This window comes from Kineococcus aridisoli (assembly GCF_050871885.1).
Classification (GTDB): Bacteria; Actinomycetota; Actinomycetes; order Actinomycetales; family Kineococcaceae; genus Kineococcus.
Genome location: NZ_JBJLSF010000071.1, coordinates 1 through 25,843, shown reverse-complemented (window position 1 = coordinate 25,843; position 25,843 = coordinate 1). Strand labels below are relative to the sequence as shown.

Annotated in this window: 22 protein-coding genes and 1 pseudogene; 11 read left to right on the top strand and 12 right to left on the bottom strand. The window is 76.7% G+C overall.

Translation table 11 applies throughout. The annotated features are described in order from the left end of the window. The first annotated feature begins 419 nt into the window (after positions 1-419). The 8 genes from ACRYM2_RS17225 to ACRYM2_RS17190 all read left to right on the top strand — a co-directional run bounded on the left by ACRYM2_RS17225 (position 420) and on the right by ACRYM2_RS17190 (position 8,453). On the top strand, positions 420-722 hold the full coding sequence (locus ACRYM2_RS17225; protein ID WP_432523660.1) for a WhiB family transcriptional regulator: 303 nt from the start codon (positions 420-422) through the stop codon (positions 720-722). 143 nt (positions 723-865) lie between these two features. Continuing rightward, the gene (locus tag ACRYM2_RS17220; RefSeq protein WP_432523659.1) at positions 866-2,644 is read left to right on the top strand and encodes a PP2C family protein-serine/threonine phosphatase; all 1,779 of its coding nucleotides are present in this window, start codon (positions 866-868) and stop codon (positions 2,642-2,644) included. Between the two features lie 224 nt (positions 2,645-2,868). After that, positions 2,869-3,807, top strand: coding sequence for a helix-turn-helix domain-containing protein (locus ACRYM2_RS17215; protein ID WP_432523661.1), 939 nt, complete (start codon positions 2,869-2,871; stop codon positions 3,805-3,807). Beyond that, positions 3,804-4,133, top strand: a complete 330-nt coding sequence (locus ACRYM2_RS17210) for a nuclear transport factor 2-like protein (RefSeq protein ID WP_432523658.1) — start codon at positions 3,804-3,806, stop codon at positions 4,131-4,133. The genes ACRYM2_RS17215 and ACRYM2_RS17210 overlap by 4 nt, the downstream gene beginning before the upstream one ends. A gap of 175 nt (positions 4,134-4,308) precedes the next feature. Then, positions 4,309-5,055: an ABC transporter ATP-binding protein gene (locus tag ACRYM2_RS17205; protein WP_432523657.1), complete on the top strand. Its 747-nt coding sequence runs from the start codon at positions 4,309-4,311 to the stop codon at positions 5,053-5,055. Between the two features lies 1 nt (position 5,056). Further along, positions 5,057-6,985: an FtsX-like permease family protein gene (locus tag ACRYM2_RS17200; RefSeq protein WP_432523656.1), complete on the top strand. Its 1,929-nt coding sequence runs from the start codon at positions 5,057-5,059 to the stop codon at positions 6,983-6,985. 145 nt (positions 6,986-7,130) lie between these two features. After that, the gene (locus ACRYM2_RS17195) at positions 7,131-8,066 is read left to right on the top strand and encodes an LGFP repeat-containing protein (RefSeq protein ID WP_432523655.1); all 936 of its coding nucleotides are present in this window, start codon (positions 7,131-7,133) and stop codon (positions 8,064-8,066) included. A gap of 213 nt (positions 8,067-8,279) precedes the next feature. Then, positions 8,280-8,453: a hypothetical protein gene (locus tag ACRYM2_RS17190; protein ID WP_432523654.1), complete on the top strand. Its 174-nt coding sequence runs from the start codon at positions 8,280-8,282 to the stop codon at positions 8,451-8,453. A gap of 279 nt (positions 8,454-8,732) precedes the next feature. Here ACRYM2_RS17190 and ACRYM2_RS17185 read toward each other — a convergent pair whose 3' ends face one another. From ACRYM2_RS17185 to ACRYM2_RS17145, 9 genes are all read right to left on the bottom strand, one after another. Then, positions 8,733-9,581, bottom strand: coding sequence for an SDR family NAD(P)-dependent oxidoreductase (locus ACRYM2_RS17185; protein WP_432523653.1), 849 nt, complete (start codon positions 9,579-9,581; stop codon positions 8,733-8,735). Positions 9,582-9,628: 47 nt separating this feature from the next. After that, complete coding sequence (locus tag ACRYM2_RS17180) at positions 9,629-10,363, bottom strand: SDR family NAD(P)-dependent oxidoreductase (RefSeq protein ID WP_432523652.1); 735 nt, start codon at positions 10,361-10,363, stop codon at positions 9,629-9,631. A 185-nt stretch (positions 10,364-10,548) separates the two neighbouring features. Beyond that, positions 10,549-11,265, bottom strand: coding sequence for a GAF domain-containing protein (locus ACRYM2_RS17175; protein WP_432523651.1), 717 nt, complete (start codon positions 11,263-11,265; stop codon positions 10,549-10,551). Positions 11,266-11,323: 58 nt separating this feature from the next. Then, on the bottom strand, positions 11,324-12,451 hold the full coding sequence (locus tag ACRYM2_RS17170) for a fatty acid desaturase family protein (RefSeq protein WP_432523650.1): 1,128 nt from the start codon (positions 12,449-12,451) through the stop codon (positions 11,324-11,326). A gap of 288 nt (positions 12,452-12,739) precedes the next feature. Beyond that, positions 12,740-13,492 carry a GAF and ANTAR domain-containing protein gene (locus ACRYM2_RS17165; RefSeq protein ID WP_432523649.1) on the bottom strand — a complete coding sequence of 251 codons (753 nt, stop codon included), beginning with the start codon at positions 13,490-13,492 and terminating at the stop codon, positions 12,740-12,742. 115 nt (positions 13,493-13,607) lie between these two features. Next, positions 13,608-15,968: an EAL domain-containing protein gene (locus tag ACRYM2_RS17160; RefSeq protein ID WP_432523648.1), complete on the bottom strand. Its 2,361-nt coding sequence runs from the start codon at positions 15,966-15,968 to the stop codon at positions 13,608-13,610. A gap of 198 nt (positions 15,969-16,166) precedes the next feature. Beyond that, a complete protein-coding gene (locus ACRYM2_RS17155) occupies positions 16,167-16,517 on the bottom strand; it encodes a GNAT family N-acetyltransferase (protein ID WP_432523647.1) in 351 nt (116 codons plus the stop codon). Between the two features lie 101 nt (positions 16,518-16,618). Further along, on the bottom strand, positions 16,619-17,359 hold the full coding sequence (locus ACRYM2_RS17150; RefSeq protein ID WP_432523646.1) for a DUF4386 domain-containing protein: 741 nt from the start codon (positions 17,357-17,359) through the stop codon (positions 16,619-16,621). Between the two features lie 134 nt (positions 17,360-17,493). Beyond that, positions 17,494-20,223 (bottom strand): winged helix-turn-helix domain-containing protein, encoded by a 2,730-nt coding sequence (locus tag ACRYM2_RS17145; RefSeq protein WP_432523645.1) that lies wholly within the window; start codon positions 20,221-20,223, stop codon positions 17,494-17,496. A 175-nt stretch (positions 20,224-20,398) separates the two neighbouring features. On the opposite strand from ACRYM2_RS17145, the gene ACRYM2_RS17140 reads away from it, so the two are divergent. Then, positions 20,399-21,865: a TrkH family potassium uptake protein gene (locus tag ACRYM2_RS17140; protein WP_432523644.1), complete on the top strand. Its 1,467-nt coding sequence runs from the start codon at positions 20,399-20,401 to the stop codon at positions 21,863-21,865. A gap of 46 nt (positions 21,866-21,911) precedes the next feature. Here ACRYM2_RS17140 and ACRYM2_RS17135 read toward each other — a convergent pair whose 3' ends face one another. After that, positions 21,912-22,490, bottom strand: coding sequence for a TetR/AcrR family transcriptional regulator (locus tag ACRYM2_RS17135; RefSeq protein ID WP_432523643.1), 579 nt, complete (start codon positions 22,488-22,490; stop codon positions 21,912-21,914). 57 nt (positions 22,491-22,547) lie between these two features. Between ACRYM2_RS17135 and ACRYM2_RS17130 the strand changes: the two genes are divergently transcribed. Together ACRYM2_RS17130 and ACRYM2_RS17125 are read left to right on the top strand one after the other, a co-directional pair. After that, complete coding sequence (locus ACRYM2_RS17130; RefSeq protein ID WP_432523642.1) at positions 22,548-23,726, top strand: FAD-dependent monooxygenase; 1,179 nt, start codon at positions 22,548-22,550, stop codon at positions 23,724-23,726. Next, positions 23,723-24,211, top strand: coding sequence for an LIC_13387 family protein (locus ACRYM2_RS17125; RefSeq protein WP_432523641.1), 489 nt, complete (start codon positions 23,723-23,725; stop codon positions 24,209-24,211). Before ACRYM2_RS17130 ends, ACRYM2_RS17125 begins: the two co-directional genes overlap by 4 nt. Positions 24,212-24,256: 45 nt before the next feature. Here the strand turns inward: ACRYM2_RS17125 and ACRYM2_RS17120 are convergent, their stop codons facing one another. Continuing rightward, complete coding sequence (locus ACRYM2_RS17120; protein ID WP_432523640.1) at positions 24,257-25,300, bottom strand: DMT family transporter; 1,044 nt, start codon at positions 25,298-25,300, stop codon at positions 24,257-24,259. After that, a pseudogene (locus tag ACRYM2_RS17115) lies at positions 25,297-25,843 on the bottom strand (hypothetical protein); the annotation flags it as partial. The gene ACRYM2_RS17120 and the pseudogene ACRYM2_RS17115, both read right to left, overlap by 4 nt.

Sequence of the window (25,843 nt, the reverse complement as noted above, 5' to 3'; positions counted from 1 at the left end):
GCGCGCGCGGTGCGGCGGGGCGGGGCGGGCCGGGGGGGGGCGCCCGCCCCCCCCCCCCCCCCCCCCCCCCCCCCCCCCCCCCCCCCCCCCCCCCCCCCCCCCCCCCCCCCCCCGGGGCCGTGCACAGCACCGGCACCCGGGACCTGCTGGTGCACCGCAGCGCCGACGGCAGGACCGCCCGGTGCTGGGGAGACCCGCGCCCCGTGGTGCGCGACGCCCTGACGGCTCCCGCCGCAGGCAGGACCTGGCGCGCAGGTCCTGCCTGCGGCGGACCAACGGCGCAGGCGCAGGCCCGCGGCTCCGCGCGGCGGGAGCTCCCAGCATGTTTACTGACCGTAGTCAAGTGACTGCGTAGTGTTTAGAGATGGCTCCTGACGGGGATGACCGGTGCACGAGCACGTCATCGATCGGGGGAAGTCGTGACCCACACCGCGCAGGGCCTGAGTCCGAGCGTCGAGGTCTGGGGCTGGCAGGTGCAGGGTGCCTGCCGCCAGGCCGACCCGGAGCTGTTCTTCCACCCGGAGCTGGAACGGGGAGCCGCCCGCCACCGCCGCGACGCGGCGGCGCTGGCGATCTGCGCCGAGTGCCCGGTGCTGCGCCAGTGCCGCGAGCACGTGCTAGCGCACCGCGAGGTGTACGGGGTGTGGGGCGGGCTGACCGAGGAGCAGCGCGAGGAGGCCTGGAGCCGGCGGGGCGAGCGGCGGCTGAAGCGCGCCGGCTGAGGCGCGCCGCGGCACGCCTCAGCCGGCGCCCGCCGGTGCGGGACGTCGCCGAGGTGGGCCATCAAGGTGCGGGCGCGACCTGCCGATGGTGCGAGGGGGAGTGCCCGCTCCCACCGGTCGACGAGGGGCGAACGCTGCACACCATGGCCGCGCACTCGCAGACGGGGCAGGGCCGACGGCGCCGGCGGCTGCCGCGAGCCCGGTGGCTGCCGCAGGGGACACCCCTGCCCGACGACATCTGGCGGGGGCGGCACCGCACCTTCCTGGTCACGACGTGGCTGGCGTGCGCCGCGGCGTTCGGCTGGGCCCTCAGCGCCGGCGGCCCGGTGCACGCCCTCCTGGACTGCCTGCCCATCGCCGCCGCCGCCTCCGCGGCCACCGCGCTGACCGTCCTCACCGTCGCCGGCGCCGGCGTCACGAGCCGGCGCTGGGGACGCGAAGCGGCCTCCTGCGCCGTGATGGTGGCGTTGATGGGCGTGGCGGCGCTGGCGGTGCACCTGTCCGGCGGCCTCATCGAGACGCACTTCCTCTTCTTCATCGCCGTCGGCGCCGCCGCCGCCTACCAGACGTGGGCGCCGTTCCTGACGGCCGTCGGCTTCGTCGTCGTCCACCACGGCGTGCTCGCCTCCACCTCCGAGCACGAGATCTTCAACCACCCCGCGGCGCAGCAGCACCCGTGGCTGTGGGCGCTCGTGCACGGCGCCCTGCTGGCCCTGGCCGCCGCGGTCGGGATCGCCTCCTGGCGCGCCGACGAGGTGGTGCGCGCCCGGCTCAGCGCGCTGGGTGCGCGCAGCCGCCTCATCGTGGGCAGCATCGACGACGGCGTGCTGGCCCTGGACGCCGGTGGGCGCGTGGTGGAGGCCAACCCGGCGGCGGTGCGCCTGCTGGGCCGGGGCCCCTCGCCGGACGCGCGGTCGCTGACGGGCCGGCGCCTGGACGAGCTGCTCGAGGCGGCCGGTGACGAGCGGCACCAGCCGCACCAGCTGCACCCCGCACCCGCCGCACCCGCCGCACCCGCCGCACCCGCCGGCGAGGCGGCCGGCCTGCACCGGGTCCGCCGGCGCGACGGCTCGTGCACGCCGGTGGCGGTCACCGCGGCGCCGGTGCACGGCGACGAGCGCGTGCGCGTGGTGGCCACCGTGCGGGACCTGTCCAGCGTGGTGCGCGCCGACAGCGCCGAGCGCGCCCTGCTGGAGCTGACCGAGCGCGAGCACGCCCAGCGCCGGGACGTCGCCGCGCTGCTGACCGCGGTGCGCCCGCCCGCTCTGCGGGTGCAGGGCCTGCAGGTGGCCGTCGCCTACGAGCCGGCGGCCCACGCACCGGCCGGCGGGGACCTCTACGACTGGCTGGTGCTGCCGTCGGGGGAGGCGCTGTTCATCGTGGTCGACGCGATGGGCCGGGGCACCGCCGCCACCCGGCAGGCGCTGGCCGTGACCACCACGGTCCGCACCCTGGCCGTGGCCGGCTGCCCCCTGGACGAGCTGGTCGCCCGCGCCGGCGCCGTGCTGGAGGTGACGCACCCCGAGGCGATGGCCACGGTGCTGATCGCCGTGCTCGACCCGCGCACCGGGCGGGTGCGCCTGGCCGGTGGCGGGCACCCGCCCGCGGTCGTCGTCGCCGCCGGCCGCGCGGACCAGGTGCAGGCCGAGGGGCTGGGCATCGGCTACCCGCAGCCGGGCAGCTTCGCCGTCACCGAGGCGCACCTGGCGCCCGGTGACGGCCTGCTGCTCTACACCGACGGCCTGCTGGAGGGCACCCGCGACATCGACGCGGGGCTGCGCGAGCTGACGGCCACCGCGGCGGCGCTGGCGGACCTGCCCGTGGACGAGGTCCCCGCGCGGCTGCTGACCGAGGTGAGCACGTGCGCGCGCGACGACGACGACTGCCTGGCGGTGCTCGTCCGGCGCTCGCCCGCCCCCTGACGGCGCAGGCGCGCTGCACTCCCGGTCGGCCGGGTCGCGGCCGGCGGGTGGTGCTGGTAGGTGACGATCACCGACGCGGTCCGGTGCGCGCCTCCGCCATCCTCGGAGCCCGACCAGGGCGCCGCCTCGCAGACCGGGGACCTCCGGCTCGGAACCCCCGGCTCGGACCCCCGGTTCGGGGGACGGCGCTCACGGCGACGACAGGGGAGGCACCCGTGGCAGCGATGGTCGAGGCCCCCGTGCGCGTCCGGGCGAGGACGCAGGACGACGGCGCGGGAGGACCGGCGGTGCCGGGCGCCACCGGCGGTGGCGGCGCAGGACCGGTGGCGCTGGGGGACTTCCTGCGCGCGATGCGCAACCACCGCCAGCCGCACGAGGTCGGCCTCGCGGGTCACCAGGGCAACCGCCGGGTCCCGGGCCTGCGCCGCCAGGAGGTCGCCGACCTGGCGGACGTGAGCCTGGACTACTACACCCGCATCGAGCAGGGGCGCGTGGGCGAGGTGTCGGCCGCGGTGCTCGCGGCGCTGGGACGCGCGCTGCGGCTGACCGCCGAGGAGAGCACCCACCTGCGCCGGCTGGCCGCCCCGGCCACCCGGCCCCACCGGTTCCACGCGCACCCGCCGCTGCGCCCGCAGCTGGTGGCGCTCGCGGACGCCTTCGCCGTGCCGGCGAGCGTGGTGACGTCCGGGTTCGACGTCGTCGCCGCCAACCTGCCCTGGCGGCTGCTCACGACACCCGCGGGCCGGCCACCGGCCGCCGGGGGCAACCTCGCCCGCCTGCACTTCCTCGACCCCTGCGCCCGGCGGCTGCGGCCCGAGTGGGAGGACGATGCCGTGACCGTCGTCGCGGGCCTGCGGGTGCAGGCGGCGCGCCACCCCGGCGACCAGCGCATCGAGCAGCTGGTGCGCGAGCTGACCGCCGCCAGCGCCGACTTCCGGCGCCTGTGGGCGGTGCCGGTCATCACCGGCAGCACCCACGGGCGCAGCCGCATCGTCCACCCCCGGGCGGGGGAGTACCGCTTCGACTACGAGACGCTGGAGACCCCCGGCGCCGAGGGGCTGATCGTCACGACGTACTGCCCCACCCCCGGCAGCGGAGCGCGCGAGGTGCTGGAGCGGTTGCTGGCCGAGCACCACCGCGCCAGTGCGCGATCGAGCGCATGAGGCCCCCGAACCCCCTGCGGGCGCTGGCGGAATCGGTGAACGCCGAGGACACCGAGGGGTTCCTGGACTCCTTCGCCGACGACGCCCTCGTGGACGACGACGGCCACCGGTACCGGGGCCTGCTGCAGATCGCCGAGTGGAACACCCGGCAGGTCATCGGGGTGCACGTGCGCGTGCGCACGCTCACGGACGACCCCGCCGGTGACGAGGGCGCCGTGGCCGCCGAACTCGTCGTCGACGGCAGGGAGCACCGGTGCCGCATCAGCGCGACCTGGCACGAGCACCGCATCCAGCACCTGCAGGTCCGCTCCGCCGACCCCGCGTGAGGTCGCCCCCTGCACGCCGGGAGGGGGGCAGTGCCAGGGCCTGGTCGGCCCGCCCCCGCCGCGCGCACCATCGCTGCGGCACCGCCCGCGGTGGACGAGCGGTGGGGCCGGCCCCACCGCCGCTGCGGTGGTCCCCACCCTGGTGCCGGTGATCGCACGACCGGAGGATCGAAGGATGCCGACGACCGCACTACCCCGCACCGCGGCCGCAGTCTCCCTGCGCGCCGTCAGCAAGACCTACGGCAGCGGCGCCACCGCCGTGCGCGCCGTGGACCAGGTCGACCTGGACTTCGCCACCGGCACCTGGACGGCCGTGATGGGGCCCTCCGGTTCCGGCAAGTCCACGCTGCTCAACTGCGCCGCGGGCCTGGAGCGGGTGGACTCCGGACGGGTCCTGCTGGGGGAGACCGACATCACCGGCGCGGACGACGAGACGCTGACCGCGTTGCGCCGCACCCGCATCGGCTTCGTCTTTCAGAGCTTCAACCTCGTCGCCTCCCTGACCGCCGCGCAGAACGTGGAACTGCCGCTGCGCCTGGCCGGGCAGCGCCCGCCGCGCGCCGACGTGCTGGAGGCCCTACGAGCGGTGGGCCTGGGCGAGCGGGCCGACCACCGGCCCCGCCAGCTGTCCGGCGGTCAGCAGCAGCGGGTGGCCATCGCCCGCGCGCTCATCACCCGCCCTCAGGTGCTCTTCGCCGACGAACCCACCGGCGCCCTGGACTCCAGCGCCGCGCGCGGTGTGCTGGACCTGCTGCGCGCGGCCGCCGACGGCGGTCAGAGCGTGGTGATGGTCACCCACGACCCGGCCGCCGCCGCCCGCGCCGACGCCACCGTCTTCCTGCGCGACGGGCGCGTCGAGGACCGCGTCGTCGGCGCGGACGCCGCCGCGGTGGCCGCCCGCCTCGCCGCGATGGGGGCCTGAGGTGCTGCAGCTGAGCTGGGCGGGGCTGCGGGAGCGCTGGACCTCCTTCGCCGGCGCGGCGCTGACGGTGTGCCTGGGCGTGGCCCTGGTGCAGTCCTCGCTGCTGCTGCTGCTGACGTCGGCGACCGCCGACGCCCCCGCCGGGTCGGGGCCGGTGGCGCAGCTGCGCTTCGACGAGGCCCGCGTGGTCGCGGTCACGGTGCTGGCGGTCACGCTGGCGCTGGCGGCGTTCCTGGCCGTCTTCGTCATCGCCTCCACCTTCGCCTTCACCGTCGACCAGCGCCGCCGGGACCTGGCGCTGCTGCGCCTGGTGGGCGCCGGGCGCCGGCAGGTGACGAGGCTGCTGCTGGGGGAGGCCCTGCTGCTGGGCGTGCTCGGCTCCCTGGCCGGCAGCGCGCTGGGTGCCGGGGTCGTGCGGGTGCAGGCCTGGCTGATGGTGCGGGTGGGTCTGCTGCCGGCGGGCGCGGGTGCGCAGTGGCGCGCCTGGGTGCTGCCCGCCTGCGTCGGCGTGGGCACCGCGCTGGCGCTGGCCGGCGTGTCCCTGGCCGCGCGCCGCGCCGCCAGGGTGCGCCCGCTGGAGGCGCTCAGCGCCGGGGAGGAGCCGGCGCGGGTGATGACCCGCGGGCGCTGGGTCACCGGCGTCCTGCTGGGCGCCGGTGCGCTGGCCCTGGTGGGGTTGTCACCGCTGGGCGGGCCGGCGGGTGGCCGCGCGATGGCGGTGTGCGTCTCGCTGCTGGCCGCGCTCGCCCTCGCCGTCCTGGCGCCGGTGGCGGTCCCCGCCCTCGCGGGTCTGCTGCCGCTGCGCGGTGGGGCGCTGGGCGACCTGGCGCGCGCCGACCTGCGCGACGAGGTGCGCCGCAGCGCTTCCACGGCGGCGCCGCTCATCGTGCTGGTGGGGCTGCTGCTGGGTCAGAGCGGCGCGGCGTGGTCGTACTCGCAGGCCGCGACGGCGGAACTGCGCCGCACGGTCGCCGCGGACCTGGTGGTGGAGGCGACCGCCGACGCCGACGGCGCCCTCGCGCAGCGACTGAGCGCGGTCGCCGGCGTGAGCAGCGCCTCCACCGAGGTGGAGCTGCCCGCGGCGCTGACCACCGGCAGCGGGGAGACGGCCTTCACCGAGATCGGCCGCGTCCTCGTCGTCGACCCCGGCGCCTACGAGCGCGCCCACCCCGGCAGCGGATCGCTGCAGGAGCTGCGCGGAGCAGCGCTCGCCGCCGGACCGGGAGCGCTGGAGACCTCCGCCGGCGACCGCGTGGGGGTGCGGGTGGGGCAGCTGGACCTGGGCACGCTGCCGGTGGTGGCCGCGGTGCCGCAGTCGGTGGGCGGCGGCCCCGCGCTGCTGCTGCCGGCGGGCCTGCTGCCCGCCGAGCTCTTGCGGGGATCGCAGGTGCGCACCTTCGTGCAGCTGCAGGAGGGTGGCGACCGCCGGGAGGTCGCCGCCGCCCTGGCGGCCGCCGGGGGCGGGGACGCGCGCGTCAGCGACGTGCAGGACTGGCTGGCGCGCTCGGCCGCGCAGGCCGGCTCCAGCGACACCTCGATCCTGGTGGTGGTGATGGGACTGGGAGCGCTGTACGCGCTGATCGGCGTCGTCAACGCCGGTGTGGTGGCCACCTCCGCGCGGCGGCGCGAGTTCGCCACCGCCCGCGCCAGCGGCCTGACGCGTCGTCAGGTCGTGGGCAGTGCGCTGCTGGAGACCTGGGCGGTCAGCACCGCCGGTCTGCTCCTGGGTGCCCTGGCCGCCGCGGGAACCCTGCTGGCGGTGGCGATCGCCACCGCCAGCGCCACCGGCACGGCGAGCGTCGACCTGCCGTGGCCGCTGGTGGGTGCGGTCGTGCTCGGGACGTTCGCGGTCACCGGTGCCACCAGCGTCTGGACCACCTGGTCGGCGACGCGCACCGCCCCGGTGCAGCTGCTGCGCGCGCGCGAGTGACCCCGACCCCGCCGCGCCGCCGCGGGTGGCCCTGTCCGAGCCTCCCCGGGGACCACGCGCACCGGCACGCTGACCGGGCGCGGCCGCCGTCCGGCTGCGTCCCACCGATCCCTTCCGGCGCCAGCCGAACCCGTCAGGAGAGCACGTGAAGAACTCCGTCCGCGCAGCCGTCACCGCCACCGCCACCGCCGTCGCCGCGGCCACGGTGGTCGCGGTCACCGCCGCCGCGCCCGCCCAGGCCGACCCGCGCGTCGGTGGCCCGATCGGTGCTCGCTACGACGCGCTCGGCGGAGCCGCCGGTTTCCTGGGCGACCCGGTCACGGGCGAGAGCAGGACCCCCGACGGCCGCGGCTCGTACGTGCACTTCCGCGGCGGTTCCATCTACTCCTCCCCGGCCACCGGCGCGCACGAGGTGCACGGCCTGATCCGCGAGGAGTGGGCCGCGCACGGCTGGGAGGCCGGGCTGCTGGGGTTTCCGCTGACCGACGAGACCCCGACCCCGAACCGGGCGGGCGCCTACAACCACTTCCAGGGCGGCTCGGTGTACTGGTCGCCGAGCACCGGCGCCCACGAGGTGCACGGCGCCATCCGCGCGACCTGGGGCGCCTACGGCTGGGAGGCCGGCACCTTCGGCTTCCCCGTCAGCGGCGAGTACGACATCCCCGGCGGCAAGCGCACCGACTTCCAGGGCGGTTCGATGCAGTGGAGCCCGGCGCGGGGGGTCACCGTCATGGGCGACTCCGACGTCGCCGGCTGCCCGGCGCCCTTCAACGCCGCCACCCCCGAGCAGGCGGCCGGCTGCCTGGTGCGCGGCTGGGAGCAGCGCAGCGCCGAGGTGGTGTCCACCTACGCCGTCGACGCCGTCGCCGGTGAACTGCTGGCCACCCCCTACGCGCCGACGACCTTCGACGGCTGCTCGCGCCCGACGCCGGCGATCACCGCCACCAGCGCCGGCATCGAGTGCGTCTACCACGTCCCGCAGGACTCCGGTGCGGCGGCGCCGCACGGGGTGGACGTGCACCTGGGCATCGGCGTCTACGACGGTGCCGCCGTGGTCGAGGACGTGGAGTTCATCGGCTGAGGGTTCGTGCGGCGGCGCGGCTCCACCCGCGGGATGAGCCGGCGATCCGCCCGGGAACCGACGCCGTCGGCACCGCCGGCCTCCTACCCTCGGCGCATGCGTGATGCGAACCCACCGGACCAGACCACCTGCCCGACGTGCGGAACCGTGGTGACGGGAACGACCGGGCAGCGGACCGGCACGGGACCCCCTGCCGATTCGGTGCGGGTGTGGATGACCGAACAAGACTGGAGCCGGCCCCTGCCGACCCGGGACGTCTACTCCGCCTACCTCGTCGAGTACGGCGCCGAGGCGGTCGACCGCGAGCGCTTCGTGCGCGACCTCAGCCGGTTCGGGGTGCAGGAGGAACCGGACGCCGAGGGGCGGCGGTTCCTCACGTGCCTGTGAGCCGGTCACGATCCGCCTCCACCGCGGTGCGGTGGAGGCGGGACCTGCCGCGGGTGTCGTGGCCGGGGCGACCACCGCGGCGCGAGGGCGGGCACCTGAACGTCCTGGAGCACGCGACTGCGCTCCTGCGCAGCACCCAGGGGCGGCGCGCCGAGGTGCTGGAGGTCTGCCGCGCCGCGGTCGACCTCCACGAGCAGGGCGTCCGCGTCCGGCTCCTGCCGGAGTTCGTCGACGCAGCGGTCCGCGCCGGCCGCCGTGACCTGCCGTGGACGGGGGTGCTCAGGCGGGAGCCCCGGCCGGGGTGGTGCGCGTGACCCGCTCCAGCTGCCGCTCGGTCAGCCGGGCCAGGCGCTCCTGGACGGCCGGGTCGCGCGCTTCGGCGCTGGCCTGCACGACCCGCCCGTCGTCGACGTACGAGCCCGAGCGCACCGGCCGCACGAGCGCCTCGACGAGCCTGCGGGCGCCGTGCTCGACGTCGGCGCCACCGGTGTCGAACATGGCGTGCAGCAGCGAGGTGCTGATGACGCCGGGGCTGATGCTCACGACGTCGATGCCGCGTTCCTCCAGGCGCCGGGCCAGCTCGGCCGAACCGGCCACGATCGCCAGCTTGGAGCGGGCGTAGGCGCGCACGGGGTCGTAGCCGTGCTCCAGGTCCGGGTCGTCCAGGGACAGCGTTGCCATCCGGTGCGTCGTGGAACCCACGTTGACGATGCGGGAACCTCGTCCCATGACGGGCAGCAGCAGTCGGGTCAGCAGGGTGGGGGAGAGGTGGTTGACCTGCCAGGTGCGCTCGAAGCCGTCCGCGGTCAGCTGCCGGGTGCGTGCCCCGGGGACGCCGGCGTTGTTGACCAGAGCATCCAGGCCCCCGTCGGGGCCGCCGACGAGGTCTGCGATGCGGTGCGCGGCAGCCGTCACCTGGCGGAGGGAGGTGAAGTCGGCCTGCACGTAGTGCACCTGCGCTCTCGCGCCCTGCCGCAGGCGCTGCACCTGCTCGTGCACCTGCTCGGCCGGTTCGGGCCCGTGCAGGACCAGGGTCTGCACGCGTGCGGCCAGCAACCGGGCCGCGGCCAGCCCGATGCCGCTGGTGGCCCCGGTGAGGACGACGCTCGCGGGCCAGGTCTCGCTCATGGTGGGAACCTCCGTCTCGTGAGGACGTGGCGGTGCTGCCGGCCGCGTCAGCGGGCGGGGATGCCGGCGGACTCACCGCCGTCGGCGATGAACTCACCACCGGTGCTGAACGCGGACTCGTCGCCGGCGAGGAAGACCACCAGGGAGGACAGCTCGTCGTCGGCGGCGGTGCGGTGCAGCGCGACGTTGGCGGTGTTGTCGCCCAGTTCCTCGGTCATGGGGGTGCGCACGAAACCCGGGTGCACCGAGTTGGCGCGGATGCCGTAGACGCCCAGGTCCAGGGCGGTGGTCTTGGTCAGGCCGCGGATGCCCCACTTGGAGGCCGTGTACGCGGGCAGGTAGGCGTAGCCGGTCATGCCGGCGGTGGAGGAGACGTTGATGATCGAGCCGCCACCGGCTTCGCGCATGGGCGCGATGACGGCCTTGGTGCCGTTCCAGATGCCGGTCAGGTTGACGCCGATGACCTCGTCCCACATCTCGTGCGAGTGGGTCTCGATCGGCTCGCGGCGGAAGATGCCGGCGTTGTTGACCAGCACGTCCACCCGCCCGAACGCCTCCAGCGCGGTGGTGACCACGACGTCCCACTGCGCGCGGTCGCGCACGTCCAGGTGCACGTAGCGCGCCTGGTCGCCGAGCTCCTCGGCGACGATCTCGCCCTGGTCGTCGAGGACGTCGGCCATGACGACCTCCGCGCCTTCGGCGACGAAGCGCCGTGCGTGCTGCGCGCCCATCCCGCGTGCGGCGCCGGTGATGATCGCGACCTTGCCGTCGAGCTTGCCCATGGTCTTCTCCTCCACTCCCCGTCACTGGTCAGGTCACGGGCGCCTGCTCCCAGGTGCTGAGCGGCGACCCGCGAACAGCGTGCCGATCGCGGGAAGGAGGCGACCAGGCCGTGGGACGGCCACCCTGTCCGGTGGCGGATCCGGTGGCGGGTCCGGTGGCGGGTCCGGTGGAGGAGGGCCGCGGCTCAGCGGCCGGGATCCACCAGCCGCGTCCGGCGGGCGACGACGTCCTCGGCCAGGGCCCGCACGTCGCGACCCTCGGCGTAGGCCCGTGCGCGCAGCAGCAGCAGCGCCGCACCGGTGTCGACGCCGGCGCTGACGGACACCACGCCGGTGGCCTGGTGGACCACGGCCCGGTCGTCGGCCAGCACGATCCCCGCGGCGACCGGCGGAGCGGTGGCCGTGGTGGTCACCGGCAGCCGGGACTGCAGCTGCAGCAGGAGGGCGACGGCGGCGGCGGCGTGGTGCAGCGCCTCGGCGTGCACCGCCTCCTCCAGCTCACCGGCCCGGTCGCTGTGGAGGTCCAGCACGCCCAGCCGCAGCGCACCCACCTGCAGGGGGAAGGCGAAGACCGCGGCGACCCCGCTCAGGAGGGCCTCGCCGGTGAAGACCGGCCACCGGTCGGGGGTGACGCGGGCGAGGTCGGGCACCAGCACCGGGTGCCGGGACCGGGAGGCGTCCAGGCCCGGACCCTCGCCGAGGTCGAACTGCAGGTCCTCGAGCGCGAGCGCCGTGCCGTCGCTGGCGGCGACCAGGGCGTCCAGGTCACCGGCCGCCGAGGTGAGCGACAACCCGACCCCGCTGACCGGCAGCGCGCCGGCGCAGGCTTGCACGAAGAGCGGCAGGGCGCCGGGATCCGGTGGGGCCGGGACGATCCGCGCGGGGAGCTCCGGGAGCATCATGCGGGCCCCCGCGAGGGCGCCCGGTGCGACGTGCCGACGACCGTGCCGTCGGCGGCCCTCACGAGCGCAGCTGAGCGGCGAGGGGGCAGGAGTTGTTCCGCCGCCCGGCCAGGCCGACCGTGTTGAGGTAGGTGACCACGGCGGCGTAGGCACCGGGGAAGGTGGCCTCCGTGTAGGGCACGCCCATCTCCGCGCAGTGCCGGCGCACCATCGGCTGCACGAGCTTGAGGTTCGGGCGCGGCATGCTGGGGAAGAGGTGGTGCTCGACCTGGCGGTTGAGCCCGCCCATGAAGAAGTCCACCAGCAGGTTCCCGCCGACGTTGCGGGAGGAGAGGACCTGGCGGTGCAGGAAGTCCATCTTCTTGCCGCGCGCCAGGATCGGCATGCCCGTGTGGTTGGGCACGAACGCGCCGCCCAGCAGCACCCCGAAGCAGGCGAGTTCGGCGACGACGAACACCGCTGCCTTGGCGGGGGACATCGCCAGCAGCAGCACACCCGCGTAGACCGCCCAGCGGGCGGCGAGCATGAGGACGTCCACGTGGCGCCGCTTCACCTTCCCCGGGCGCAGGACGGCGCTCGCGCTGTCGACGTGGAGGTTGAAGCCCTCCAGCAGCAGCAGCGGGAAGAGCCAGAAGCCCTGGTGGGTGAGGAACCAGCGGTGCAGGCGCCCCTTGCCCTCCAGCGCCTCGGGGTGGAAGGCGAGGACCTTGGAGTCGATGTCGGTGTCGCGGCCCACCTGGTTGGGGGCGGCGTGGTGGACGTTGTGCTTGCCCAGCCACCAGCCGTGGCTCAGGCCGGCGATCAGGCTGGCCAGGCAGCGGGAGGCGATCGCGTTCCAGCGCGGTGAGCTGAACACCTGCTGGTGGGCGGCGTCGTGGCCGAGGAAGGCCACCTGGCTCAGCGTCATCGCCACGAGCGGTGCGAGCAGCAGCACCCACCAGGAGTCGCCGATCACCTGCACGGAGGTGGCCAGGGCGGCCAGGGCGAGGACGACGGCGCCGATGCGGCGCCAGTAGTACCCGCGGCGACGGCGCAGCAGCCCCGCCTCGCGCACGCGCTGGGCCAGTGCCGTGTAGGAGCTGATGGAGCGCTGAGCGGGACGCGCGGCGCGCGCAGCACCGGCGGAGGGCTCCGCCGGTCGCGGCGGCACAGCGCCGCTGGTCTCCACGGAATGGCTGATGGTCATGGTCGTTCCCGTCCGGTTCGCGTCGAAGGCAACGCGTCACCGGGTCCAGGGCGACACATCGAATGCTCAACCAGGAGAACACTTCGAGGACCGGGCTGCAACCGCGGGCACCGGATCCGCCGCACGATCCGGTGACTGTTGCGTCACACCGCCGGGGGCGCCGCGGCGAGCTCGACGCGCAGCTGCTCGCCGGAGGCCGTCGGCGCGCTGCGCCTACCGGGGTGTCCACCGGCTCGTGGTGGCAGCCGCCGCGTCGAGCGCCCGCCCGGCTCCAACCCGGCCCCGGCTTCAGCGCCGCTGCCGGGAGGCCGCCGGTGCGCCGCGGGGACGCAGGTCCTGAGCGCTCAGGTCGCCGGTGGTGACGGCGGCGGCCACGTGCCGCAGGCTCAGCTGCCGGGTGCGGGCGTGGTCGCGCAGGAGGGTGAAGGCCTGCGCCATGTCCAGGTCGAGCTGGGCCGCGACGACGCCCTTGGCCTGCTCGATGACGACGCGCGAGTCCAGGGCCTGCTGCAGCTGCGCGCTGACGGTGCGCGAGTCGTGCACGGCCCGCTGCTGCAGGACGGCGATGGTGGCGATGTCGGCGAAGGCCTGCGCGATGTCGACGTCCTCCGCGGTGGGCAGGTGCTCGCGCTCGCTGAAGAGGCCGAGGGCGCCGAGCCTGTGCTCGCGCAGCCGCAGGGGGACCGCGGCCGCGCTGCGCAGGCCCGCCGCGCTCATGTCGGCGGCGAAGCCGACCCACCGCACCTCCAGCTCGGCGGGCTCACCGGCCACGACGCGCTCCCCCCGGGAGTACGCCTCCAGGCACGGGCCCTCGTCGCCGCGCACCTGCAGCAGCTCCAGCACCCGCTCGCTGGAGGCGGCGGCCACCCGCAGCCCGCCGTCACCACGGGCCAGCAGCAGCCCGGCGGCGTCGACGTCCAGCAGCCGGGTGCACTCGTCCACCAGCCGCTGCAGCAGCTCGTAGGGCTCGTAGTCGGCGACCAGGCTGTCCGCCAGGGTGACCAGCGTCCGGATGACCTGACCGTGGTCCGCCGCGCTCACGGCACCTCCTCCTCGCCGCCCCTCCGGGCGGTCGCGGAGTCATCCTCGCAGCAGGTGGACCCGGGCGCTGCCCGGCGGGTGATCGCGGTCGGCGGCGTCGACCGGCGCTGGAGGGTCAGCGCCCGGTGCCGTCGAGCTCGGTGAGCAGGTCCTCCACGCGCGCCGGCTCCACCGGGCGTCCCAGCAGGTAGCCCTGCACGAGGTCGCAGCCCAGGGCGCGCAGCGTGCGGTGCTGCTGCGGCTCCTCCACCCCCTCGGCGACGACGGTGAGGTCCAGGGCGTGGGCCATGGAGATGATCGCGTCGACGATGCGCTGGTCGCTGGGGGAGCAGCCCAGGCGGCTGGTGAAGGAGCGGTCGACCTTGACGACGTCCACCGGGAGGGTGCGCAGCGTCGACAGGCTGGAGTAGCCGGTGCCGAAGTCGTCGACGGCGGTGCGCACGCCCGCGCCGCGCAGCGCGGCCAGGATGGCGCGCGCCGCGTCGGCGTCGGCCATGACGGCGGACTCCGTGATCTCCAGGCCCAGCGCGGTGCCGGGCAGGCCGTGGTGCGCCAGCGCGTCGGTCACGGTGCGCACGAACGCCCCGTCGCCCAGCTGGTGGGCGGAGACGTTGACCCACACGGTCAGCTCCCGCGCGGCCGGGTGCCGCGCGCGCCAGGCGGCCAGCTGCCGGCAGGCTTCGTCGAGCACCCGCCGCCCGAGCTCGACGATGAACCCGCCGGCCTCGGCCGCGGGGATGAAGTCGGCGGGGGACACCGGGCCGATGCCGGGCCGCGTCCAGCGCAGCAGGGCCTCCAGGGCGACCAGCCGTCCGCTGCGCGTGTCGACCTCGGGCTGGTAGTGCAGGTGGAACGGCCCGCAGCCGGCCCCCGCGCCGCCCAGGGCCTCGCCCAGGGCCAGCACCAGCTCCGAGGACGCCGCCGAGCGCGCCTGCATCGCCGCGTCGTAGACCCGCACCCGCGCCCGGCCGGCCTGCTTGGCGGCGTGCATGGCCATGTCGGCGTCGCGCAGCAGCACGTCCAGGTCGCCGGTGGCGCTCAGCGCCGTGCTGGTCAGCCCCACGCTGGCCGCCAGGGTGACCACGTGGCCGGGCACGCGCACGGGCAGCCGGAAGCAGTCGCCGATCGTCTCGGCCAGCGCCTGCGCCGCCTCGGGGGTGGTGTCCGGCACGAGGACGGTGAAGGCGTCCCCGGCGAAGCGGCTGACGACGTCCTCGGCGCGCAGCGCGCCCCGCAGGGCCTCGGCCACCGCGCGCAGGTAGGCGTCGCCGGCGGCGTGGCCCAGCGAGTCGTTGACCAGCTTGAAGCGGTCGACGTCGCAGAACAGCACCGCGTGCACGGCACCGGGTGCCGGGGGCCGGCTGAGGACCCGGCCCGCGGCGCCGAGGAAGGCGGAGCGGTTGAGCAGGCCGGTGACGCCGTCGAGGGTGGCCAGCTCGGTCAGCCGCCGGCGCGAGCGCTCGCGCTCGATCGCCACCCGGGCCAGGTCGCTGAAGGAGGCGACCGCGGCGCCGTCGGCCAGGTCGAAGGGACCGGCCTGGCGGCGGTAGAGGGCGAAGGTGCCCAGCACGGTGTCGTCCTCGCCCAGCACCGGCAGCGAGGTGCACGCCGCCAGGCCGTGCTCGGCGGCCAGGTCGCGGAAGTCGCGCCACAGCTCGTCGGTGGCGATGTCGTCGACGACGACCACCTCGCGCCGGTGCACCGCGGTGCCGCACGAGCCGACGCCCGGGCCGGCGCGCAGGCCGTCGATGGCCTCCCGGTAGGCGGCGGGCAGGCTGGGCCCCGCGCCGTCGCGCAGCGTCGTGCCGTCCTCCTCCAGCAGCAGCAGCGAGCACAGCACGCGCTCGTCCAGCAGCTCCTCCACGTGCAGGGCCAGCTGCTCGAGCACCCGGGGCAGCGGGCGGCTGGAGGCGATGGCCTCCAGCACGTCGCGCTGGGCCTGCAGCAGCCTGCTGTGGCGCTGGTGGCCGGCCGCGTGCCGGCGCGCGGTCAGCAGCGCCCGCACCAGGCGCGCGTGGGTCTGCAGCACCGCCTGCTCGTCGGCGCTGAAGCGGCGCGGGCGGGAGTCGAAGACGCCGACCGCGCCCAGCACGAAGCCGTCGGCGTCCACCAGCGGCACGCCCAGGTAGGAGCGGACCGCTCCGGAGCGCACGTGGGGGTTGCGGGCGAAGACCGGGTGGGCGGCGGCGTCGACGACGTTCAGCGGCTCGCGCGCGGCGACGACGTGGGCGCAGAAGGACAGCTCGTCGGGGACGTCGGTGCCCGGTGCACCCACGCCGCGCTCGGCGGCGTAGCACTGCCGGCCGGGGCTGACGAGGTCGACGACCGCGATCGGGGCGCGCAGCAGCTGCGCCAGCTGCCGCACCACCTCGTCGAGGTCCTCCTCGCCGGCGTGCCCGGACAGCCGGTAGCTGGCCAGCGCCGCCAGCCGGGCCGGGTCGGCGACGGCCTGCCGCAGGTTGGACGACGTGCTCACCCCCACTCCTTCGCCAGGTGCCGGCGCCTGCTGGACCTTCTCGACCCGTTCGGTGGATGCCACTGCCTGCAGGGTAGGGCCGGTCCCGCCGCCGTCGCCGGTCCACCGGCACCGCCGGCCGCTGCCGGGTCCGCCGGGTCCGCCGGGTCCGCCGGGTCCGCCGGGTCCGCACCGCTGTGCTCAAGGGGGTCGACGGCGTCAGGACGGCCGGCGGTGGGGCAGGGTCGCCAGGTGCTCGGGCCGCACCGCCGTGGTGGTGGGACGGTGCTCGGGGTGCCGCTGCACGTGGGCGCTGATGGACGGGCACAGCGCCACGACGGTCACCCCGGCCCGGGCGGCGTCCTCCAGCGTGAAGGCGGCCAACCGCGATCCCAGCCCCTCGCCGTCGAGGTCGCTGGACGTCTTGCGGGCGCAGGGCGACCTGTCGATGCTGGTCGGTCCGAGAAGTTCTTCGTCGACTCCTCCAACACCGACGAATCGCCTCGGCGCCCGTGGCGGCGTACGCGTGCGTCCCGGCGTGGCTGACGGGACGGCCTGCTGCTCACCCACGCCGCCGAGGTGGACGCCGCCCTCCTCGCCTTCCTGGAGGACTGGGCGGAGGGCGTGCCCACCCGCCGCCCCGCCGCACGCACCGCTGCGGTCCGCGTCGATCAGGCCGGGTCCGCCGCCGTGGCCGGTGAGAGCCGGAAACCCCTGACGAGGAGGTGGAGGCCCAGCGAGAGCTCCCAGAGGAAGATGCCGGGCAGCGCGACCAGCGACAGCGGGGAGAACTGGTCGTTGACGCCGAGCACCGTCGCGGTGCTCGCGGCGAGCAGCGGGGCGGCGCCGACCAGGCCCAGCAGCGGGATCGCCCGCGGCACGAGCTGGGACCGGTGCACCAGGGTGCCGAGCAGCAGCGCGTTCGCGACGGCCATGACGGGCACGAGCTGGAACGACACGTCGTAGCCCGCGACGAGCGCGGCGGCCGCGGTCGCGAGCCCCTCCGGGTCCGCGGCCCCGGCGCCGCCGACCTCCCGGCGCAGCTGGACGACGGCCAGCAGGCAGAGGGCACCGGCGACGACGATCGCCGCCTCGAGGAGGCGGGAGGCCACGAAGCCGAGCGCGAGCGTGCTGCCCCGAGCCTCCAGCACCGGGTGCAGGACCACCGCGGTCCCCGCGCACGCGAAGGCGTTGACGACGAGGAGCAGGCAACCCAGCGCGACGCGCGCGTCGGCACCCGCCCCGAGCACGTACCGCGGGTCGGACAGGACCGGGTCGAGCACGACGAGCGCGGGGATCGAGGCGGCGAAGGTCAGCAGGTAGAGGGCGCCGGCCAGCGCGGCGGTCCGTCGTGGCGCGGGTGCGGGCCCGGACCGGGCGGGTGCGGGGAGGGGGGCGGTGCTCGTGCTCATGGCGGTCCCTGGTGTGCTCGGCCGGGCGGGGCCCGGGGCTCGTCGGTCGGTGCGCACGCTAGGGACGCCGGTGGTGAGCGGGGATCACCACGTCTGGTGATCCTCGTGGTGGTCCGCGCGGTGGTCGCGGGCCGTCAGCCGGGACCCGGGCGGTGCCCGCCGAGCAGGCCGAGCTCGGTCGCACGGCGGACGGCCGCCCGCCGGTTGCGCACGGCGAGCTTGGCGTAGACGTTCCTGGTGTGGGTGCGGACGGTGTTGAGGGACACCACGAGCTCGCGGGCGATGCCCGGCCCGTCGAGGTCGGAGGCCAGCAGCCGCAGCACGTCGAGCTCGCGGGTGCTCAGCGGGTCGACGAGGCCCTGCCCGGTGCGCGGTGCGGCGCCGGTGCTCGGGTGCGCCGCCCTGAGCGCGGCGAGCAGCCGGCGGGCGCGGGGCGAGCGGGAGGCGAGCGTCCGCAGCGGTCGCAGCAGGGCGTCCCCCTCGTCGGCGAAGACCCGCACGTACCCCTCGGGCCCGCCGAGCGCCACCGCGCGGCCGAGGTGGGCGAGGGCGGCCGGCTCGTCGCCGGACGCGGCCGCGGCCAGGGCGCGCACGACGAGGGCCTCGACGAGGTCGCCGCCGCGCCCGCCGGCCTCCGCGGCCGCCGAGATCCGCTCCAGCAGCCGGGTGGCACCGGCGAGCGCGTGCGGGTCCTGCTCGGCGGCGCCGCGGGCCAGCAGCGCCCGGGCCAGCACGAGGTGCTCGTACTCGCGCAGGTACGCCACCTCGCCGTCGGCGGTGGTGCCGCGCGCGTCCGCCCAGCCGAGCACCTCGGCCCAGCGGCCCTGCGCGATCCGCACCCGTGCGCGCTCGGCGGCCACCGGCCGCGGCGCGGGGAAGAAGTCGGCGTCGTAGACGTGCTCGGCCTCCTCCAGCAGCGCGACCGCCGCCTCCAGGTCGCCCTCGGCGACCCGGAGGCGGGCCAGCGCGACCCGGTACCGGTGCGGGTGCTGCGGCAGGCCCGCACCGGCGCCGAGGGTCCGGCCGGCGTCCAGGTGGTGCGCGGCCCCCGCCAGGTCGCCGCGCTCGCGCAGCACGTCGGCCAGGCCGACGTGCAGGTCGGCCGTGCCGCGCGGGACGGGCCCGCCGGGGGACCCGTCCCGCGCGGCCAGCCGCAGGCCCTGCTCGAAGGTGCGCCGCGCGTCCTCGAGCCGGCCCTGGGCGACGAGGATGTCGCCCAGCGCGATGCGCCCGCCGAACGCGTCGGCGAGGTGCCCGGCGCGTTCGAGGCCGGCGACGGCCTCGCTCCACGAGGCGTGCGCGGACGCGAGGTCCCCGGCCGACCACTGCGCCAGCGCGAGCAGGCCCGCGGCGGCCCCCCGCTCCAGGTGGGCGCCGGGGTCCCCCAGCTCGAGCGCGCGGCGCGCCTGCACCTGCACCTGCGCGCCGTCCCCGCGCGCCCGGGCGAGCGCCGCCCGGTAGACGGCGATGCCCGCCGCCAGGCCGCGGAACGCCGCCTCGTCGGCGACGACCGCGCCCGCGTCGGACCCCGCGGCCGCGAGCCACCGCTCGGCGTCGCGCAGGCGTTCCTCGACGCCCGCCAGGTCCCCGAGGGCCATGAGCGCCGCGGCCCACCCGACGCTGAGCACCGGCCGGGCGCGGACGACGTCGTCGGGCAGCGCCGCCAGCCAGCGGCGCATCGTCGTCTCCTGCCGGTCCCGGCGCAGCGCGGGCAGGGCGAGCTCGACCAGGTGCGCCGCTCGTTCGAGGTCGCCGCCGGCGAAGGCGTGCTCGATCGCCTCGGGCCGCTCGCCGTGGCGCTCGAACCACTCGCTCGCGCGCGCGTGCAGCGCGGCGACCTCGCCGGGGCGCTCCTCGAGCAGCCGCGCCCGCAGCACGTCCGCGAACAGCTGGTGGTAGCGGTACCAGCGCCGCCGGCCGTCGAGCGCGGCGAGGAAGAGGTTCTGCCGCTCGAGGTCCTCGAGCAGCGCGGCGCCGCCCGGCCCGCCGGTCACCGCGTCGCACAGCGGGCCGGTCAGCCTGCCGAGCACCGAGGTGCGCAGCAGGAAGGCGCGCACGTGCGAGGGCTGGCGCTGCAGCACCTCCTCGAGCAGGTAGTCGACGACGAAGCGGTCGTCCCCGGCGAAGTCGGCGACGAGACCGGCGACGTCGTCGCGGCCCCGCAGCGACAGCGCCGCGAGCTGCAGACCCGCGATCCAGCCCTCGGTGCGCGCGGCGAGGGTCGTGACGTCACGGGGTGCGAGCGCGAGGCCCGCCGTCCCGCCGAGGTAGGAGGCGGCCTCGTCGGGGGTGAAGCGCAGGTCGGCGGCACGGACCTCGACGAGGTCGCCGCGGGCGCGCCACCGGGCCAGGGGCAGCGGGGGGTCGACGCGACCGGCCAGCACGAGGTGCGCGTTCGCGGGCAGGTGCTCGAGGAGGAACGCCAGCCCGTCGTGCACCTCCCGCGACTCCAGGTGGTGCACGTCGTCGAGCGCCAGCACGACGTCGCCGGGGGAGGCGTGCAGGTCGTTGAGGAGGGAGGTGAGCACCGAGCCGGTGGGCGCGCCCGCCGCGAGCAGCGCCTGCGCGTGGGTGCCGGTCCCGGGGACCGCCGTCCGCAGCGCGGCGACCACGTACGGCCACAGGACGCCCGGGTCGGCGTCCTGCCGGTCCAGCGAGAGCCAGGCGACCCGGGCGCCGTCGGCCGCCCACGCCGCCGCCCGCTCGGCGAGCAGGGTCGTCTTGCCGAAGCCCGCCGGCGCGCAGACCAGGGTGAGCCGGCCCTCGCGGCCGCGGTCCAGGCGCTGCGCCAGCCGGGGGCGCGGCACCGCTCCGCGCCGTCGCCGCGGGGCGTGGAACTTCGTCTCGAGCAACGGCTCCGGCACGCCCCCTCCTCCCGCTGCAGCCGCCCGATGCTAGCGACCACCGCGCTCGGCGCCCCGCGTCCCGCCGGCGCGTGCGGGTGCCCGGGCCCGCAGGCGTCAAGGATGCGTCAAGATCGGTGCCGGGCACCGCTCGCGGGCACCTGCACCGCCCGGGCGGTGGGCAGGATGGCGCACGATGAGCAGCGCACGACCTCGGCCCCGTTCCCGGTGGCGTCCCGTCCGGCCGTCCGGGCCCCCGAGCCCGCCGGGACCTCGCCGGTGGCCGTGGCCCCGCAGGTCGCCGTCGTCCCGCAGGTCGCCGGTGCCCCGGCGCGGCCGGGGTGGTCCGCACCCGGCCCAGCTGACGATCGTCGGCTTCGCCGCCGGGGTCCTCATCGGCACGGGGCTGCTGATGCTGCCGTCGGCGCACCGCGGTGCGGGTTCGGCCACGGTGCTGGAGGCGCTGTTCACCGCCACCTCCGCGCTGTGCGTGACCGGTCTGATCGTCGTGGACACCCCGGTGTACTGGTCCGGTCTCGGCCAGGTGGTCATCCTCGTCCTGATCCAGGTCGGTGGTTTCGGCATCATGGCGCTGGCCTCGCTGCTGGGGGTCCTGGTGACCCGCCGCCTGGGCCTGCGCCAGCAGCTGACCGCGGCCGCGGAGACCAAGACGCTGCGCCTGGGGGACGTGCGCACCATCCTGCTGGGGGTGGTCAGGACCAGCCTGGTCGTCGAGGGGGTGACCGCGCTGGTGCTGGCGGCCCGCTTCGCCCTCGGCTACGGCGAGCCGGTCCCGCGGGCGCTGTGGCTGGGGCTCTTCCACTCCGTCTCGGCGTTCAACAACGCCGGTTTCGCCCTCTTCAGCGACAACCTCGTCGGTTTCGCCACCGATGCGTGGATCTGCCTGCCGATCGCCGCGGCGGTCGTCATCGGCGGGCTGGGGTTCCCCGTGCTCTTCGAGCTGCGGCGGCACCACCGCCACCCGGCGCGCTGGAGCCTGCACACGAAGATCACCGTCCTGGGCACCGCGGTCCTCCTGGCGGCCGGCACGGCCTTCATGCTGGTCACCGAGTGGCGCAGTCCCGCCACGCTGGGCCCGTTGAGCACACCCGACAAGCTGCTGGTGGGTTTCTTCCAGGGCGTCATGCCCCGCACCGCCGGTTTCAACAGCGTGGACATCGCCGCGATGAACACCGGCACCTGGCTGGGCAGCGACATCCTCATGTTCATCGGCGGCGGCAGCGCCGGCACCGCCGGCGGGATCAAGATCACCACCTTCCTGGTGCTGCTGTTCGTCATCGCCTCCGAGGCGCGCGGCGACGACGCCGCCACCGCCTTCGGGCGCACGTTGCCGCGCGCCCTGCAGCGGCAGGCGCTGAGCGTGGCGCTGCTGGGGGTGGCCGCCGTGGTGATCCCCTCGGTGGTGTTCGCGCTGACCACCCCCTTCACCCTGGACCAGATCCTCTACGAGGTCACCTCCGCCTTCGCCACGGTGGGGCTGTCGACCGGGATCACCGCGCAACTGCCCGTGCCGCACCAGCTGGTGCTGGTCGCGCTGATGTTCATCGGGCGCACCGGCACCATCACCCTGGCGGCGGCGCTGGCGCTGCGCAGCAGGCCCCGGCTCTACCAGCTGCCCGAGGAGCGCACCATCGTGGGTTGAGCGGCGACGGCGACGGTGCGAGGCCCCGGGCGTCGCGGGTCGGCGCTCAGGCGGGTTCGAGCACCAGGGCCGTGAGGCGGCGCGTCGTGGCGGCGATGACCTCGCGGTCGACGGCGGCCCCCGCGTTGGCGCCGACGAGGCGGTCGAACAGGACGCCGTCGAGGCAGGCGACCAGCCACTGCGCCCGTCCGGCCGGATCGCCGGCGCCCAGGTCGGCCAGCACGCCGGCCACCCGGTCCCTGATGGCGGTCCCGCTGCGGTGCAGGGTCTCCGCCAGCTCCGGCCGGCGCAGCGCCTCCAGCGACAGCTCGTACCGCGCGATGTGGCGCTCGCGGTCGGTGCTGAGCCAGCGGACCAGCACGTCCGCGAGCACCTCCCCGAGGGCTGCGGCGTCCGTGGCGGCCGGCAGCGGTGCCAGCAGGTCCAGCTCGCCGTGGTCCTGCGCCGCGAGGTCCTCGACGCACGCGCGCAGCAGCGCGGTGCGGCTGCGGAAGTAGTAGGAGGTGGAGCCGGCGGGCAGCGCCGCCCTGGTGTCGACCGCCCGGTGGGTCAGGGCGCGGGCGCCTCCGCCCGCCAGGACCTGCAGCGCGGTGCGAGCGATGAGCTGCCTGCGGTCCTGCTCCACGCGGGCACTGTACAAGCGGGTGGTCGCACTCATCCTCTACAGCTGTAGAGTCGGCGTGTGGAGACGAGGAGCGGGAGGTCCGCGGTCGTGGTCGGCGGCGGGATCGCGGGCCTGGCGACGGGACTGGCGCTGCGACGCGCCGGCTGGGACGTGCGCGTCCGCGAGAGGACCGCCGACGGCGCCGCCGCGGGCGCGGGCCTGGTGCTGTGGCCCAACGCCGTGCACTGCCTGCAGGTGCTGGGCGTCGCCGGGGCGGTGCGCGAACGCGCGAGCGTCCTGCACCGCTCGACCCTGCGGCGGCCGTCGGGGCGGCTGCTCTCGAGCGTGGACGCGCGCGAACTGGCGCGCCGCTGCGGGCAGCCGCTGCTCGGGATCGCCCGCGCGGACCTCGGCGAGGTGCTGACCCGTGCGCTCGGCCGCGACGCGCTCCACCTCGGGTGCGAGGTCACCGACCCCGCGGGCGAGGAGGCGGACCTGGTGGTCGGTGCCGACGGGATCTCCTCGCTCGTGCGCCGCTCGCTGTGGCCCGACGGGCCCCGGCCGGACCACCGCGGCTACACCGCCTGGCGCGCGCTGGTCCCGGGCGCCGACCTGCTCCGGGGGACCGGCGCGGCCGAGGGCGCCGGCGAGACCTGGGGCAGGGGCGAGCGGTTCGGCGTCGTGCCCGTCGGCGCTGCGGGCACCTACGTCTACGCGACCGCCGACGCGCCGCGGGGCGCCCGGGCCGGCGACGAGCTGGGGGAGCTGCGGGAGCGCTTCGGCCGCTGGCACGCACCTGTCCCGGCGCTGCTGGCGGCGATCGAGCCGGGGACCGTCCTGCGCCACGACGTGCACGACCTGCCGGTGGGCGCCACCGCTCTGCAGCGCGGCCGCACCGCGCTCGTCGGTGACGCGGCCCACGCCCTGGAGCCGAACCTGGGCCAGGGTGCCTGCCTGGCGCTGGAGGACGCCGTGGTCCTCGCCCACGCCCTCGACGCCGAGGGGTCGGTGCCGTCCGCCCTGCTCCGCTACGAGCGGGAGCGCCTCCCGCGCGTGACGGCCCTGGCCCGGCGCTCGCGCCACCTCGGTCACCTCGCGCAGAGCGCCCACCCGCTGCTCGTCCTCGCCCGCGACGCGGCGGTGTCCGCCACGCCGGCGCGCCTGGGCCTGCGCGCCGCCGGCCGGGTCGCCGGCTGGCGCCCACCCACCTCCCCGCCCACCTCCCCGCCCGCCCGCACCCCCCAGGAGCCCCGGTGACACGTCCCCGCCCCCGTCCGGCGACCTCGCGCTCGCGCGCCACCACCGTCGCGGGGTGGTCGCTCGTCGCCACCGGCGCGCTGCACGCGTCCCTGGTCGCCGCCGGCGCGATCGCGCAACCGCCGCCCGGTGAGCGCGCCGTGCGCGCGTCGATGCGGGCGGCGACGACGAGCGTGGCGGGCCTCGAGCGCAGCTTCTGGCAGCTGTTCAACGGCTTCAGCCTGGCGATGGCGCTGCTGCTCGTCGGCTTCGGCGCGCTGAACCTGCTCGTGGTGCGCCACGCCCCGCACCTGCTGCACCGCACGCGCGCGCTGCTGTGGCTCGACGCCTGCGTCGTGCTGCCCCTGCTGGTGGTGTCGCTGCTGCTGTTCCCCCCGCCCCCCGTGCTGCTGCTGGGCCTGGCGGCAGCGGCCGTCGGCACGGCGCTGTGCCGCCCGGACGACCGGTCCGCGGCGCTGCCACCGGCGTCACCGGCGGGGCCCTGACCGGTGGTCCGTGGTGCCCGTGACCCCCGCGCGGGGGCGAGGGCCTCAGCCGGCCCGCGAGCCGGCCGGCTGCGAGGCCGGGGCGCCCGGGTGCGCGGTGGGACCTCCCGGCTCCGGGGCCCGGCGTGCCTCCAGCGCCACCGCGACCACCCCGGCCAGGACCATCGCCAGCCCCACCCACCCGAGGGGGGTCAGGCGCTCGCCCAGCACCAGCACCGCCAGCAGCGAGGCCACGAACGGCTCCAGCAGCGTCAGCGTCGTCGCGCGCGAGCCGGTGACGCTCCGCAGGCCCCGTCCGAAGAGCAGGTACGCCGTGAACATCGGCCCGAGCGCCAGGTAGGCGATCACCTGCCACGGCGCGGGCGCCCCCACCAGCGCGGCCAGCAGCGTGTCCCGGTCCGGACCGGTCGCGGGGCCGGCCGCGGTGACCAGCAGGGGACCTCCGGTGGCGAGGAGCACCGGCCACAGCAGCAGCGCCCCGAGGCCGAACTGGGCGGCCATCGTCCCCCGCGAGGAGGAGCCGGTGCCGATGAGGCGGCCGGCGGTGCAGGTGTACCCGGCGTAGGTCAGACCGGCCAGGACACCGCAGGCGATGCCGACCAGCGCGGTCCCGTGCCCGTCCCCCCGGCCGGCGGCGCCGGTGCCCGCCGCCGCGGTGCCGGCGCCGTGGCCGAACAGGGCCAGGACGGCGACGCCGGCGATGGAGACGGAGGCTGCGGCGACCCAGCGCGGTTGCAGCCGGCGGCGCCGGTGCGCCGGGTCCAGGAGGCGTTCGAGCAGGGCGGCGAAGACCGGTGCGGTGCCCAGGGAGACCACGTTGCCGACGGCCACCCCGGCCAGGGACATCGAGGTGTAGAACGCCAGCGGGTAGAGCGCCACGCACAGCGCGCCGGGCACCAGGACGGCCCGCGCCCGGCGTCCCGAGCGCAGCACGCCGAGCGTCTGCCGCGGTGCGGTGCCGGCGAGGAGCAGCCCGCCGACGGCCATGGTCGCCGCCCCGGTGGTCAGCGGGCTGACGGTGGCGGGCAGCAGGGTGGCCGCGGTGCCGGTGGTGCCCCACAGCAGCGCCGCGAGGACGATGGCGATCACGAGCGCTCGATCCCGTCCACCGCGGTCGCCGGGCTGCTCGTCCCCGCGCTGCTCGTCCCCGGGCTGGTCGCCGCACCGTCGGGGCGGCCGAGCCCGTCGAGGACGGTCCGGGCCGTCGAGCGCGCGCGCTCGATGCGCGCGGGGGTGCCCTCCAGCCCCGCGCGGGCCATCGAGCCCTCCAGCAGGAAGGACAGGTGCTCGGCCGTCTCGGCGGCCCGCTGCGGCGTGGTCAGCTGCTCCAGCTCGCTGCGCACGATGGCCTCGACGTCCTCCTTGTGCTGCCGCACCACCCTGCGGCCGGGGTGGCCGACGGGCAGCTCGGCGGCCGCGTTGAGCTGTCCGCAGCCCCGGAAGCCGTGCTCCCACGCGCTGTCGGCGTGGTCGAGGTAGGCGTCGAAGACGGCCAGCACCCGCTCGCGCGGGCCGCCGCCGGCGGCGTCGGCGGCGGCGCGGCGGGAGGCGTGCGCGCCCCGCCCCCCCCCGGGGGGGGGCGCGCCCGTTGCCCCCCACCAGTTTGGCGTTGTGGGGGGGTTGTTGTTAATG